The 13,666-nt window shown below is 69.7% G+C and carries 12 protein-coding genes; 3 read left to right on the top strand and 9 right to left on the bottom strand.

The genetic code is table 11. The features are described from left to right. Positions 1–12: 12 nt before the first annotated feature. The 7 genes from ispC to rpsB all read right to left on the bottom strand — a co-directional run bounded on the left by ispC (position 13) and on the right by rpsB (position 6,104). Positions 13–1,203: a 1-deoxy-D-xylulose-5-phosphate reductoisomerase gene (gene ispC / locus MMF98_RS07310; RefSeq protein ID WP_243305579.1), complete on the bottom strand. Its 1,191-nt coding sequence runs from the start codon at positions 1,201–1,203 to the stop codon at positions 13–15. Between the two features lie 58 nt (positions 1,204–1,261). After that, positions 1,262–2,107, bottom strand: coding sequence for a phosphatidate cytidylyltransferase (locus MMF98_RS07305; protein WP_243305578.1), 846 nt, complete (start codon positions 2,105–2,107; stop codon positions 1,262–1,264). Positions 2,108–2,114: 7 nt separating this feature from the next. Next, on the bottom strand, positions 2,115–2,837 hold the full coding sequence (gene uppS, locus MMF98_RS07300) for a polyprenyl diphosphate synthase (protein ID WP_243305577.1): 723 nt from the start codon (positions 2,835–2,837) through the stop codon (positions 2,115–2,117). Between the two features lie 85 nt (positions 2,838–2,922). Continuing rightward, on the bottom strand, positions 2,923–3,483 hold the full coding sequence (gene frr / locus MMF98_RS07295) for a ribosome recycling factor (RefSeq protein ID WP_243305576.1): 561 nt from the start codon (positions 3,481–3,483) through the stop codon (positions 2,923–2,925). A gap of 35 nt (positions 3,484–3,518) precedes the next feature. Beyond that, positions 3,519–4,241, bottom strand: coding sequence for a UMP kinase (pyrH, locus tag MMF98_RS07290; protein WP_243305575.1), 723 nt, complete (start codon positions 4,239–4,241; stop codon positions 3,519–3,521). An 86-nt stretch (positions 4,242–4,327) separates the two neighbouring features. Continuing rightward, complete coding sequence (gene tsf / locus MMF98_RS07285) at positions 4,328–5,251, bottom strand: translation elongation factor Ts (protein ID WP_243305574.1); 924 nt, start codon at positions 5,249–5,251, stop codon at positions 4,328–4,330. 103 nt (positions 5,252–5,354) lie between these two features. Continuing rightward, positions 5,355–6,104 (bottom strand): 30S ribosomal protein S2, encoded by a 750-nt coding sequence (gene rpsB, locus MMF98_RS07280; RefSeq protein WP_243305573.1) that lies wholly within the window; start codon positions 6,102–6,104, stop codon positions 5,355–5,357. Between the two features lie 186 nt (positions 6,105–6,290). On the opposite strand from rpsB, the gene MMF98_RS07275 reads away from it, so the two are divergent. Genes MMF98_RS07275 through MMF98_RS07265 form a run of 3 tightly spaced genes read left to right on the top strand, consistent with a single transcriptional unit; the run spans position 6,291 to position 10,444 of the window. Next, complete coding sequence (locus MMF98_RS07275; RefSeq protein ID WP_243305572.1) at positions 6,291–7,622, top strand: amidase; 1,332 nt, start codon at positions 6,291–6,293, stop codon at positions 7,620–7,622. A gap of 58 nt (positions 7,623–7,680) precedes the next feature. Beyond that, positions 7,681–8,946 (top strand): D-amino acid dehydrogenase, encoded by a 1,266-nt coding sequence (locus MMF98_RS07270; RefSeq protein WP_243305571.1) that lies wholly within the window; start codon positions 7,681–7,683, stop codon positions 8,944–8,946. 31 nt (positions 8,947–8,977) lie between these two features. Then, on the top strand, positions 8,978–10,444 hold the full coding sequence (locus MMF98_RS07265; RefSeq protein WP_243305570.1) for an NAD(P)H-hydrate dehydratase: 1,467 nt from the start codon (positions 8,978–8,980) through the stop codon (positions 10,442–10,444). A 96-nt stretch (positions 10,445–10,540) separates the two neighbouring features. Here the strand turns inward: MMF98_RS07265 and MMF98_RS07260 are convergent, their stop codons facing one another. Beyond that, positions 10,541–11,296: an SDR family oxidoreductase gene (locus MMF98_RS07260; protein WP_423837576.1), complete on the bottom strand. Its 756-nt coding sequence runs from the start codon at positions 11,294–11,296 to the stop codon at positions 10,541–10,543. A 64-nt stretch (positions 11,297–11,360) separates the two neighbouring features. Then, positions 11,361–13,616 (bottom strand): ribonuclease R, encoded by a 2,256-nt coding sequence (gene rnr, locus MMF98_RS07255; protein ID WP_243305568.1) that lies wholly within the window; start codon positions 13,614–13,616, stop codon positions 11,361–11,363. Positions 13,617–13,666 lie beyond the last annotated feature (50 nt).

Genomic DNA, 13,666 nt, shown 5'->3' with positions numbered 1-13,666 from the left:
ACCTCCGGCATGTCAGGGTTTCAGGCGGCCGATCTGCTGCTGCGCGGCCTCGCGCGAACGCGCGTCCAGCGCCAGCAGATCGTCGAGCGTGTGGGGCTTGGAGGGGGAAACCGCCGCCAAAGTTGCAAGATTGGTCTGGTGAATCTGGTCGAAACGGATGCGTTTGTCCAGAAACGCCGCCACGGCCACCTCGTTGGCCGCATTCAGCACGGCGGTGGTGCCCGGCACGGCGCGCAGCGCGTCCCAGGCCAGTTGCAGGCCGGGAAAGCGCTCGGGGTGCCCCTGGCTGTCGGTGGCCTCGAAGGTCATGGCCGCCAGCGCATGGAAATCCAGCGCCGCCGCGCCCGAGGCCACCCGCTCGGGCCAGGCCAGGCCGTAGGCGATCGGCACCCGCATGTCGGGCGTGCCGAGCTGGGCCACCACCGAGGTGTCGCGGTACTGCACCATCGAATGGATGATGCTCTGCGGGTGGATCACCACCTCGAGCTGCTCGGGCGCCAGCCCGAACAGGTAGCGCGCCTCGATCACCTCGAGAGCCTTGTTCATCATGGTGGCCGAATCCACCGAGATCTTGCGCCCCATCACCCAGTTGGGGTGGGCGCAGGCCTGCTCGGGGGTGACGTCGCGCAGCGAGGCCGGGTCGCGCGTGCGGAACGGGCCGCCCGAGGCCGTGAGAATGATCTTCTCCACGCGGCCGGCCCAGGTGGCCGGGTCTTCCGGCAGCGACTGGAAGATCGCCGAATGCTCGCTGTCGATCGGCAGCAGCGTGGCGTTGCCTTCGCGCACGGCGTCGAGGAACACCTCGCCGCCGACCACCAGCGCCTCCTTGTTGGCCAGCAGCAGCCGCTTGCCCGCGCGTGCCGCCGCCAGGCAGGGCGCCAGCCCGGCCGCGCCGACGATGGCCGCCATGACGGCATCGACCGACTCGTGGGACGCTATCATTTCAATAGCATCCGATGACCACAGCACCTGGACATCGAGCCCATTTGCCTTGATTTTCTCGGCCAGGGCGCGGCCATGGGGCTCGCTGGCCATCACGGCGTAGCGCGGCTTGAACTGGGCGCACTGCGCCAGCATCAGGTCGACCTGCGTGGCCGCGCTCAGCGCAAACACCTCGAAGCGATCGGGATGGCGCGCGATCACGTCCAGCGTGTTGGCCCCCACCGAGCCGGTGGAGCCGAGAACCGTCAAGCGTTGTTTCATGTCGAAGCGAAGGAATCGGAGGGCGCCAAGCACAACAGCACGGCAACCCGCCCGAAGATCATAGGGAGGCCAGCATCAGGGCCAGCGGCAGCGTCGGCAGCAGCGCGTCGACCCGGTCCAGCACGCCGCCGTGGCCGGGCAGCAGGCCGCTGCTGTCCTTCACGCCCACGCTGCGCTTGACCAGGGACTCGACCAGATCGCCGACCACGCTCATGGCTGCCATGAACAGCACCGCGATCAGCAGCAGCCACCAGCCGCGCGCCGCCAGCCGGGTGTAGAAGCTGGCCACACCGGCCTGCAGCGCCGCATCGGCCGCCACCCAGGCGAAGGCCAGCAGCACCACCCCGGCCATGCCGCCCCACACCCCTTCCCAGCTCTTGCCGGGGCTGATGGACGGGGCCAGCCTGGCCCGGGTGAATTTCAGGCCGAACGCACGCCCGGCGAAGTACGCGAAGATGTCGGCCACCCAGACCAGCAGCAGCACCGAGAGCAGGAAATTGATGCCGATCACGCGCGCCTGCGCCACCGCCAGCCAGGCCAGCCACAGCGCCAACAGCCCGCCCACCAGGCGCACCGGCTTGGGGATACGCGGCCAGCCGGCCACACCGGCCCGCAGCAGCCAGGCGCCGGCCAGCACCCAGGCGCCGCCGGCCACGGCCCACAGCAGGGGCTGCGGCCGCACCAGCAGGCCCAGGCGCCACGACACCAGGCACAGGGCCAGGCAGTCGAACGCCATGAACAGCGCGCCCTTGTGGCCATAGCCGTTCAGGCGCCCCCATTCCCAGGCGCCCGCGACGATCAGGAGCAGCGTGATCGCGCAGAACGGTTCGGGCGATGGGTAGAACAGCGCCGGCAGCAGGATGGCCAGCAGGATGAGGGCCGTGATGATGCGCTGCTTGAGCATGGCGGTTTCAGGCGGCCCGCTGGCCCGGCGTGGGTGCGGCCACCTGCTCGGAGGTCTTGCCGAAGCGGCGTTCGCGCTGCTGGTAGGCGGCAATCGCCTCGTCCAGCGCCGCTTCGTCGAATTCGGGCCAGAGCCGGTCGCTGAAATACAGCTCGGAATAGGCGGCCTGCCAGAGCAGGAAGTTGCTGATGCGCTGCTCCCCGCCGGTGCGGATCAGCAGGTCCGGGTCGGGCGCATGGGCCAGCGCCAGCGCACGGTCCAGGCTGGCCTCGGTGACGGGTTCGCCGGCCGCGGCCAGCCGCGCCGCCGCCTGCGCGATGTCCCAGCGGCCGCCATAGTTGAAGCACACGTTGAGCTCCAGGCGGCTGTTGTGCGCCGTCGCCGCCTCGGCGCTCTGGAGGCTGGCGTTGACCTTGTCGGACAGGCCGGAGCGCTCCCCCGCGAAACGCAGGCGCACGCCGTCGGCCTGCATCTGGGGCACCTCGCGCCCCAGCGCGAAGGCCAGCAGGTCCATCAACCCGGACACCTCTTCGACCGGCCGGTTCCAGTTCTCCGAGGAAAAGGCAAAGACGGTCAGGATCTTCACGCCGCGCTCGCTGCAAGCCCGCACGCAGCGGCGCAGCGAATCGACGCCCTGCTTGTGCCCCGCCACGCGCGGCAGGAAGCGGCGCGTGGCCCAGCGGCCGTTGCCGTCCATCACGATGGCAATGTGGTGGGGAATCTGGCTCATGGTGTGGGGCAGCGAGGAACTGTGGCGCCGTCCACCCGCTGCGGGCCGCAACGGCAGCCCGCCAGGCGGCCGGCCCGCCAGCGCGTCATACCGCCATGATCTCCTGCTCCTTGCCCGCCACCAGCTTGTCGACCTCGGCGATGTGCCGGTCGGTGACTTTCTGGATGTCGGCCTCGGCGCGCTTCTGGTCGTCCTCGGAAGCCAGCTTGTCCTTGACCAGCTTCTTGACGGCTTCGTTGGCGTCGCGCCGCAGGTTGCGCACCGCGATCTTGGCGCTCTCGCCCTCGTTGCGCACGAGCTTGGTCATTTCCTTGCGGCGCTCCTCGCTCATCGGCGGCATCGGCACGCGGATCAGGTCGCCCATGGAGGCGGGGTTCAGGCCCAGGTCGCTTTCGCGGATGGCCTTCTCGATCTTGGCGCCCAGGCCCTTTTCCCAGGGCTGCACGCTGATGGTGCGCGCGTCGAGCAGTGCCACGTTGGCCACCTGGCTGATCGGCACCATGGAGCCATAGTAGTCCACCTGCACCGTGTCCAGCAGCGCCGGGTTGGCGCGGCCGGTGCGGATCTTGGTGAGGTTGTTCTTGAACGCGCCGATGGACTGGTCCATCTTCGCTTCAACGCTGTTCTTGATGTCGGCAATCGTCATGTCTTTTCCTCAACGCAATGCTAGGTGCGCGCCGGTCAGGCGTACACCAGGGTGCCTTCGTCTTCGCCCATCACCACGCGCTTGAGCGCACCGTGCTTGAAGATGGAGAAGACCTTGAGTGGCAGCTTCTGGTCGCGGCACAGCGCGAAGGCCGTGGCGTCCATGATGCCCAGATTCTGCGCCATGGCCTCGTCGAAGGTGATCTGGCCGTAGCGCGTGGCCGTGGGGTCTTTCTTGGGATCGGCCGTGTAGACACCGTCGACCTTGGTGGCCTTGAGCACCAGTTCGGCGCCGATCTCGGCGCCGCGCAGGGCCGCGGCCGTGTCGGTGGTGAAGAACGGGTTGCCGGTGCCGGCCGCGAAGATCACGACCTTGCCCTCTTCCAGGTACTGCAGCGCCTTGGGGCGCACATAGGGCTCGACCACCTGCTCGATGGCGATCGCCGACATCACGCGGGCGATCAGGCCCTGCTTGTTCATGGTGTCGGCGAGCGCCAGCGCGTTCATCACGGTGGCCAGCATGCCCATGTAGTCGGCGGTGGCGCGGTCCATGCCGACCGAGCCGCCGGCCACGCCACGGAAGATGTTGCCGCCGCCGATCACGACGGCCACCTCGACCCCCATGTTCACGACCTCGGCAATCTCCTCGACCATGCGCACGATGGTGGCGCGGTTGATGCCGAACTGGTCGTCGCCCATCAGGGCCTCGCCGGACAGCTTCAACAAGATGCGCTTGTGGGCTGGCTTGGGCGATGACATGAAGGGGCTCCTTGAATTGGTGTGAGTGTAATGGTCTTGTGAAACGGAAATTCCGGGGCGCCCGGGCCGGCGCGCCCCGCGGGGCCTCAGGCGGCGCCCTTGGCGGCGGCCACCTGCGCGGCCACTTCGGCCGCAAAGTCGTCGACCTTCTTCTCGATGCCCTCGCCCACCACGTAGAGCGTGAAGCCCGCGACGCGGGTGTTGGCGGCCTTGAGCATCTGCTCCACGGTCTGCTTGTCGTTCTTCACGAAGGGCTGGTTGAACAGCGAGACTTCCTTCAGGAACTTCTGCACGCCGCCCTCGATGCGCTTGGCAACGATGTCGGCCGGCTGCACCGGCTTGCCGGCCGCTTCGGCGGCCTTGCGGTCTTCCTCGGCCTTGCCCGCGGCCACGGCGCGTTCCTTCTCGATCAGGTCGGCCGGCACGTCGGCGCTGGTCAGCGCCACCGGCTTCATGGCGGCCACGTGCATGGCCACGTCCTTGGCGGCCACTTCGTCGCCTTCGAACTCGACCACCACGCCGATGCGCGTGCCGTGCAGGTAGGCTGCCAGCTTGTTGCCGCCGGCAAAGCGCTTGAAGCGGCGGAAGCTCATGTTCTCGCCGATCTTGCCGATCAGGCCCTTGCGGACATCTTCCAGCGTGGGGCCGAAGCTGTCCTGCGTGTAGGGCAGCGCGCCCAGGGCAGCCACGTCGGCCGGGTTGTGCTTGGCGATCAGCGCGGCAGCGGCGTTGGCCAGCGCGATGAAGCTGTCGTTCTTGGTCACGAAGTCGGTTTCGCAGTTGACTTCGAGCAGCGCGCCCGTGGTGCCGTCGATCGACGCGGCGACCACGCCTTCGGCCGTGATGCGGGCGGCCGCCTTGCCGGCCTTGTTGCCCAGCTTGACGCGCAGCAGCTCTTCGGCCTTTTCCAGGTTGCCTTCGGCCTCGGTCAGGGCCTTCTTGCATTCCATCATGGGGGCGTCGGTCTTGGCGCGCAGTTCGGCGACCATGCTTGCGGTGATTGCAGCCATCAAAATTTCTCCGTATTCAGTTCAGTTCAACTCAAAAATGGGGCTAAAAAAAAGGGGCAACAAAGCCCCTCTTTCTGTGCGACGCCTGGGCGTCACCCGGGACTCAGGCCGCGGCCTCTTCCACTTCCACGAATTCATCGCTGCCTTCGGCGGTGGCCTTGACCACGTCGTTCATGGCATTGGCACGGCCTTCGATGATCGCGTCGGCGATGCCGCGGGCGTACAGCGTGACGGCCTTGGAGGAGTCGTCGTTGCCGGGGATCACGTAGTCGATGCCTTCGGGCGAGTGGTTGGAGTCCACCACGCCGATCAGCGGGATGCCCAGCTTCTTGGCTTCGGCCACGGCGATCTTGTGGAAGCCCACGTCGATCACGAAGATGGCATCGGGCAGCGCGGTCATGTCCTGGATGCCGCCGATGTCCTTCTCGAGCTTCTCGATTTCACGCGTGAACGTGAGCTGTTCCTTCTTGCTCAGGCTGTCGAGGCCGGCTTCCTGCTGGGCCTTCATGTCCTTCAGGCGCTTGATCGAGGTCTTGACGGTCTTGAAGTTGGTCAGCATGCCGCCGAGCCAGCGGGTGTCGACGAAGGGCACGCCGGCGCGGCGGGCTTCGGCGGCGACGATTTCGCGGGCCTGGCGCTTGGTGCCGACCATCAGGATGGTGCCGCGGTTGGCCGTGAGCTGCTTGGCGTACTTCATCGCGTCCTGGAACATCGGGAGCGACTTTTCCAGGTTGATGATGTGGATCTTGTTGCGGTGGCCGAAGATGAACGGGGCCATCTTGGGGTTCCAGAAGCGGGTCTGGTGACCGAAATGGACACCGGCTTCCAGCATTTCGCGCATGGTGGTCGACATAGAGATAACTCCAAAGGTTGGGTCTAAAATCCAGCCCGCTGATTGCAACTTTCGTGACTTTTTGTGGTGTTTCACAAAAGCCGCAACACCTCGGTGGGACTGGTTTGCGATTTGTTCCGCCACAATCACCGAAAACGGTGACCCGGCAAAACCCAAAGAGTATAGCACAGCCCCCTCTCCAATCCGATGCTTCCAGACCTCCACGCCACCCGGCAGCGCCTGCTGTCCGGCCAGACCAGCGCCCCGGCCGAAATCGACCTCGCCATTGCTGCGGCGCAGTCGCCGGCCTGCGCCGCCGCGTTCGTGCGGCCGCTGTTCGACGAGGCCCGCGCCGCCGCCGCGCAGCCGGCCCAGGCCGGGCGGCCGCTGGGGGGCTTGAGCGTCTCGGTCAAGGACCTGTTCGACATCGCCGGGCAGACCACCGCGGCCGGCTCCGCCGTGCTCGCCGAGACCCCCGCCGCGCTGCACGACAGCCCCGCCGTGGCGCGCCTGCGGGCCGCCGGCGCCGCGCTCATCGGCCGCACCAACATGACCGAGTTCGCGTTCTCGGGCGTGGGCGTCAACCCGCACCACGGCACGCCCGCCAATGCCTGCGATGCCGCCGTGGCCCGCATCCCGGGCGGCTCCTCGTCCGGCGCCGCCGTCTCGGTGGCCACCGGAGCGGCCTTCATCGGCCTGGGCTCGGACACCGGCGGCTCGATCCGCATCCCGGCCGCGCTCAACGGTATCGTCGGCTTCAAGAACACCGCGCGCCTGGTGCCCACCGGGGGCGCGCTGCCGCTGTCGCCCACGCTGGACACGGTCTGCGCCATGACGCGCTCGGTGCGCGATGCCATCACCGCCCACGAGCTGCTGGCGGCGCGCACCGTCACGCGCAGCCAGGCCCCGCTGCCGGCCTACCGCCTCGCCGTGGCGCGCACCCTGATGCTGGACGGGCTGGAGCCCGCCGTGGCCCGCGCCTTCGAGCGCACGCTGCAGGCGCTGCGCCGCGCTGGCGCCCGCATCGACGAGATCGCCCTGCCCGAGCTGGCCGAGGTGGCCGGCATCAATGCCACCGGCGGCTTCTCGCCGCCCGAGAGCTACGCCTGGCACCGCCCGCTGCTCGAACGCGACGCGGCGCGCTACGACCCGCGCGTGGCGGCCCGCATCCAGCGCGGGGCGGCCATGGCCGCCTGGCAGTACCTGGACCTCGTGCGGGCGCGCCGCGACTGGATCGCGCGCATGGAAACCGCCCTCGCCGGCTACGACGCCGTGCTGTCGCCCACCGTCCCGGTGGTGGCGCCGCCGATCGCCGAGGTGGCGCCCGGCGCGGCGCGGGACGAGGCGTTCTTCCGCCTCAACGGCCTGCTGCTGCGCAACCCCAGCGCCATCAACCTGCTGGACGGCTGCGCCCTCTCGCTGCCCTGCCAGGCGCCGGGCGAACTGCCGGTCGGCCTGATGGTCTGGCAGGGCGCGCTGCGCGACGACACGGTGCTCAACATCGCGCTCCAGATCGAGCAAATGCTACAAAAACAATAGCGAAAGATCACCGCAGCACCTGGACCTGCGGCCCTTTCGACCATCCACCAGGGATTTCATGAAAATCGCAATCGTTGGCGCCGGCATCATCGGCGTCACCACGGCCTACGAACTGGCCGCCGACGGCCACGAGGTCACGGTGTTCGAGCGCCGCGGCGCGGCGGCCGAGGAAACCAGCTTCGCCAATGCCGGCGTGGTCGCGCCCGGCTACGTCACGCCCTGGGCCGCGCCGGGCATGCCGGGCAAGGTCATCCGTTCGCTGTTCAGCCGCCATGCCGCGGTCAAGGTCGGGCTGCCACTGTCGGGCGACGAGCTCGGCTGGATGTGGAAATGGTGGCGCGCCTGCCGGCTCGACAGCTACCTCGCCAACCGCGCGCGGCTACAGCGCCTGGCGTTCTACAGCCGCGCGCGGCTGCGCCAGATCACGGCCGGGCTGCAGCTCGAGTACGACCGCAGCGACGGCTACATGGTGCTGCTGCGCTCCGAGAAGGACAGCCGCCTGGTGCAGCCCGGCCTGCAGGTGCTGCGCGACGCGGGCGTGAAGTTCCGCGAGATCAACGCCGGCGAGGCGCGCCTGATCGAGCCCGCCCTCAACCCCGACACCGAGTTTCTCGGCGCCGTGCACCTGCCCGACGACGAGGCCGGCAACTGCCGCCAGTTCGCGCTGCTGCTCAAGGGCGAGGCCCAGCGCCTGGGCGTGAATTTCGAGTTCAACACCGCGGTCGAGCGGATCGACCCGTCCGCGCCGGCAACGCTGCAGGTTGCGGGCGAACCCGCGCCGCGCCGCTTCGACGCGGTCGTGATGTGCGCCGGCCTGGCCTCGGCGCAGCTGCTGCGCCCGCTGGGCCTGAAGATCCCGATGGCGCCGGTCTACGGCTACTCGATCAGCGCGCCGATCCGCGAGCCGCTGAACGCGCCGCGCAGCGCGCTGATGGACGAGCGCTACAAGGTCGCCATCACGCGGCTGGGCAACCGCGTGCGCGTGGCCGGCAGCGCCGAGATCGGCGGCTCGCCCGGCAGGAAGCGCGACGCCTCGGTGCAGACCCTCTACAAGGTGCTGCACGACTGGTTTCCCGGCGCGGCGCAGATCTCCAGCGCCGGCGGCACCCGCGTGCAGGAGTGGAAGGGCGCGCGGCCCATGCTGCCCGACGGCCCGCCCCTGCTGGGCGCCAGCGGCCTGCCCGGCCTGTGGCTCAACCTGGGCCACGGCTCCAGCGGCTGGGCCCTGAGCTGCGGCAGCGCCCGCGCCGTGGCCGACCTGATCGCGCAGCGCCCGCCCGAGGTCGATCTCGAGGGCCTGGGCATCGAGCGCCTGGCGCGCTGACGCCCGCCGGCGCCGCGGGCACAATGCCCGCATGCACCGCGTCACGTCCGAACGCCCCTACCCGCTGCTGGACACGGCCGCCACGCGCCGCCTCGAGCAGGCGGCGATGGCCAGCCTGCCGCCGCACACGCTGATGCAGCGAGCCGGCCTGGCCGTGGCGCGGCTCGCGCTGGCCGTGGCGCCGCACGCGCGCAGCGTCTGGGTTGCCTGCGGGCCCGGCAACAACGGCGGCGACGGGCTGGAGGCCGCCCTGCACCTGCAGCAGTGGGGCAAGGCGCCGGTGGTGACCTGGCTCGGCGATCCGGCCCGCGCGCCCGCCGATGCGCGGGCCTCGCTGCAGCGCGCGCAGGCCGCCGGCGTGCGCTTCAGCGAGACACCGCCTGTGCAGCCCGAGCTGTGCATCGACGCGCTGCTGGGCCTGGGCGCCACGCGCCCGCCCGAGGGGCGCATGGCCGACTGGCTGGCCCGCATGAACACCGGCGCGGCGCCCGTGCTGTGTGTCGACCTGCCTTCGGGGCTGAGCCCGGACACGGGCGCCTACGCTATTCATTTGATAGCAGACAATGACCATCCGGCAAGGACATCGGCCCGATTCACCTTGAGCCTGCTGGCTTTGAAGCCCGGACTGTTCACGGCCGGCGGGCGCGATGCCGCGGGCGAGGTGTGGCTCGACGACCTGGGCGTCGCGCCGCAGGACGGCGCGGCCTGCGCCTGGCTCAGCGGCGCCAGTGCGGCGCGCCAGCGGCCGCACGCCTCGCACAAGGGCAGCTATGGCGACGTGGCCGTGCTTGGCGGCGCCCCGGGCATGGCCGGCGCCGCGCTGCTGGCCGGCTCGGCCTCGCTGCATGGCGGAGCCGGGCGCGTCTTCGTGGCCCTGCTGGACGGCGGCAGCCTCGGGGTCGACCCCGGCCGGCCCGAGCTGATGCTGCGCGCGCCCGACGCGCTGGACCTGCGCGCCATGACCGTGGTGTGCGGCTGCGGCGGCGGCAAGGCCGTGCGCGCCGTGCTGCCGCGGGTGCTGTCGCTCGCGGCCCGCGCGGTGCTGGACGCGGATGCGCTCAACGCCATCGCCGCCGACCCGCAGTTGCAGATGCTGCTGCAGGCGCGCACGCGCCGGGGCCTGCCCACGGTGCTGACGCCGCACCCGCTGGAGGCGGCCCGCCTGCTGGGCCTGTCCACCGCCCAGGTGCAGGCCGACCGGCTCGCGGCCGCGCGGCGGCTGGCCGGGCAGCATGGCGGCGTGGTGGTGCTCAAGGGCTCGGGCACGGTCATCGCCGCGCCCGGCCGGCTGCCCTCGATCAACCCGACGGGCAACGCGAGGCTGGCCACGGCCGGCACCGGCGACGTGCTGGCTGGCCTGCTCGGCGCACGCCTGGCCAGCGGCCTGCCGGCCTTCGAGGCGGCCTGCGAGGCCGTCCACGACCATGGCCTGGCGGCCGACCGCTGGCCGGTGGGCCAGGCGCTCACGGCCACGCATCTGGCGCAGAAAATCAGCTGAATCGGCCGGAGGTCCGCGTCGCACGGTCGCGGGCAGCTATCAATTCAGGAGCATCCTTGGTGCTGCCCCTTCGCCAACAGCGTGCCCGCGCTCGGCTCAGCCGCGCCCGACGAAGGGCATCTTGGTCGCCATGACGGTGTGAAACAGCACGTTGGCCTCCGGCGGCAGGTTGGCCATGTAGAGCAGAGACTGGCCGACGATGGCCACGTCCATCAGCGGCTCGATGGCGATCTCGCCGTTGGCCTGCGGCACGCCCTTGGCCATGCGCGCGGCCAGCTCGGTGGCGGCGTTGCCGATGTCGATCTGGCCCACCGCGATGTCATGCACGCGGCCGTCCAGCGAGGCGGTCTTGGTCAGCCCCGTGACCGCGTGCTTGGTGGCGGTGTAGGCGATCGAGAACGGACGCGGCGCATGCGCCGAGATCGAGCCGTTGTTGATGATGCGGCCGCCCTTGGGGCTTTGCGCCTTCATCACGCGAAACGCCTGCTGGATGCAATAGAACATGCCGTTGAGATTGATGTCGACGACGCTCTTCCACTGCTCGATGCTCAGCTCGTCCAGCGGCACGCCGGGTGCGCCGACGCCGGCGTTGTTGAACAGCAGGTCGACGCGGCCGAAGGCCTGCACCGCGGCATCGAACAGGGCCCGCACCGAGGCCGGATCGGCCACGTCGGTGGGCACGGCCAGGGCCGCGGCCCCCGCGCCCGATTCGGTAATCACCTGCTGCAGCGGCTCGGGCCGGCGCCCGGCCAGCACCACGCGCCAGCCGTCGTTGAGCAAGGCCAGTGCGGCCGCCTTGCCGACGCCGCTGCCGGCCCCCGTGACGACGGCGACCTTGTTGTGGGAACTCATGAAACTCATCTCCTGTGGTGAATGGCCCGCGGCGGCACGCTGCCGGCCGCGGTGCCCGCGCCGCTCAGCGCCGGGCCTTGCGGCCCTTTTTCTTGACCGCCGCCTTCTTCACGGCGGCCTTCAAGGCCTGGATCGGCGATTTTGGCGCACGCTCGGAGGCCGGCGCCGCCTTTTTCGCGGCCCGCTTGACCGAGGCCTTGGCCGGCACCCCGCTGGGCGAGGCGCGCCCTCCGGCCGCCACGGACGCACCCTTGTCCTTCATGGCGGCGCGCAGGGCGAGGTCGTCTCCGTCCCGCACCAGGCGGAAATCGATCTTGCGGCCGTCCAGGTCGACGCGGCTGACCTGCACCCGCACCCGCGTGCCGATGGCATAGCGGATGCCGGTGCGCTCGCCGCGCAGTTCCTGGCGCGCCTCGTCGAAGCGGAAGTACTCGCCGCCCAGCTCGGTGATGTGCACCAGGCCCTCGACGTACATCGCGTCCAGCGTGACGAAGATGCCGAAGCCGGTGGCCGCCGTGACCACGCCGCCGTATTCCTCGCCGAGGTGCTCGCGCATGTACTTGCACTTGAGCCAGGCCTCGACGTCGCGGCTGGCCTCGTCGGCGCGGCGCTCGTTGGCGCTGCAGTGCAGGCCGGCGGCTTCCCAGGCCTGGATTTCCTTGGTCGGGGCGATCACCGCCTTCCTTGGCTTGCTGGTGGGCGCCTTCACGCGCAGGGCCAGCCGGCGGGCCAGCTTCTCGTGCGCCTCGCCTGGCGTGGGCAGCACGGGCAGTTGGTACTTGGTCTGCGCCAGCACGGCCTTGATCACGCGGTGCACCAGCAGGTCGGGGTAGCGCCGGATCGGGCTGGTGAAGTGGGTGTAGGCCTCGTAGGCCAGCCCGAAGTGGCCGCTGTTGATGGGCGTGTAGATCGCCTGCTGCATCGAGCGCAGCAGCATGGTGTGGATCTGCTGCGCGTCGGGCCGCTCCTTGGTGGCCTCGGCGATGCGCTGGAACTCGCCGGGCGTGGGCTCGTCGCTGATCGACAGCCCCACGCCGATGGCCTTGAGGTAGTTGCGCAGCAGGTCCTTCTTCTCGGGCGTCGGGCCCTCGTGCACGCGGAACAGGCCCGGGTGCTTGCTCTGCACGATGAAGTCGGCGCTGCAGACGTTGGCCGCCAGCATGGCCTCCTCGATCAGGCGGTGCGCGTCGTTGCGCGTGCGCGGCACGATCTTCTCGATGCGGCCGTTCTCGTCGCAGATGATTTGCGTTTCGGTGGTTTCGAAATCGACCGCGCCGCGCACGTTGCGCGCCGCCAGCAGCGCGCGGTAGACGTCGTGCAGGTTCAGCAGGTCGGGCACCAGCGCCTTGCGCCGCTGGGCCTCGGGGCCACGCGTGTTCGCCAGGATGGCCGCGACCTCGGTGTAGGTGAAGCGTGCATGGCTCCACATCACGGCCGGATAGAACTGGTAGGCGTGGATCTCGCCCTTGGCGGTGATCAGCATGTCGCAGACCATGCACAGGCGCTCGACCTCGGGGTTGAGCGAGCACAGGCCGTTGGACAGCTTCTCGGGCAGCATCGGGATCACGCGGCGCGGGAAGTAGACGCTGGTGGCGCGGTCGTAGGCGTCGATGTCGATGGCGCTGCCGGTCTCCACGTAGTGGCTCACGTCGGCGATCGCCACCAGCAGGCGCCAGCCCTTGCCGCGCCCGACCCGGGCCGGCTCGCAGTAGACGGCGTCGTCGAAGTCGCGCGCGTCCTCGCCGTCGATGGTCACCAGCGGCACGTCGGTCAGGTCGATGCGGTGCTTCTTGTCCTGCGGACGCACCTTGTCGGGCAGCGTGCGCGCCAGCGCGATGCAGGCATCGGAGAACTCGTGCGGCACGCCATACTTGCGCACCGCGATCTCGATCTCCATGCCGGGGTCGTCGATCTCGCCCAGCACTTCCTTGACGCGGCCCACGGGCTGGCCGTAGAGGCTGGGCGGCTCGGTGAGTTCCACCACCACCACCTGGCCGGTCTTGGCCAGGCCGGTCGCGCCCTTGGGGATCAGCACGTCCTGGCCGTAGCGCTTGTCTTCGGGGGCCACCAGCCAGATGCCGCTTTCCTGCAGCAGCCTGCCGATGATGGGCTGCGGCGGCCGCTCGACGATCTCGACCACGCGGCCCTCGGGCCGACCCTTGCGGTCGTAGCGCACGATGCGCACCTTGACGCGATCCTTGTGCAGCACCGCGCGCATTTCGTTGGGGGGCAGATAGATGTCGGGTTCGCCGTCATCGCGAACCACAAATCCGTGGCCGTCGCGATGCCCTTGAATAATTCCCTCAACTTCATCCAGCATTGCGCTGGGTTGGTTCAAATTTTTGATATACAATCGCTTTCTTTCCTGAG

This window comes from Variovorax terrae (genome assembly GCF_022809125.1).
Lineage (GTDB): Bacteria > Pseudomonadota > Gammaproteobacteria > Burkholderiales > Burkholderiaceae_C > Variovorax_A > Variovorax_A terrae.
Note: the sequence above shows the minus strand (reverse complement) of the source record. Positions and strands in the feature narration are given on the sequence as shown.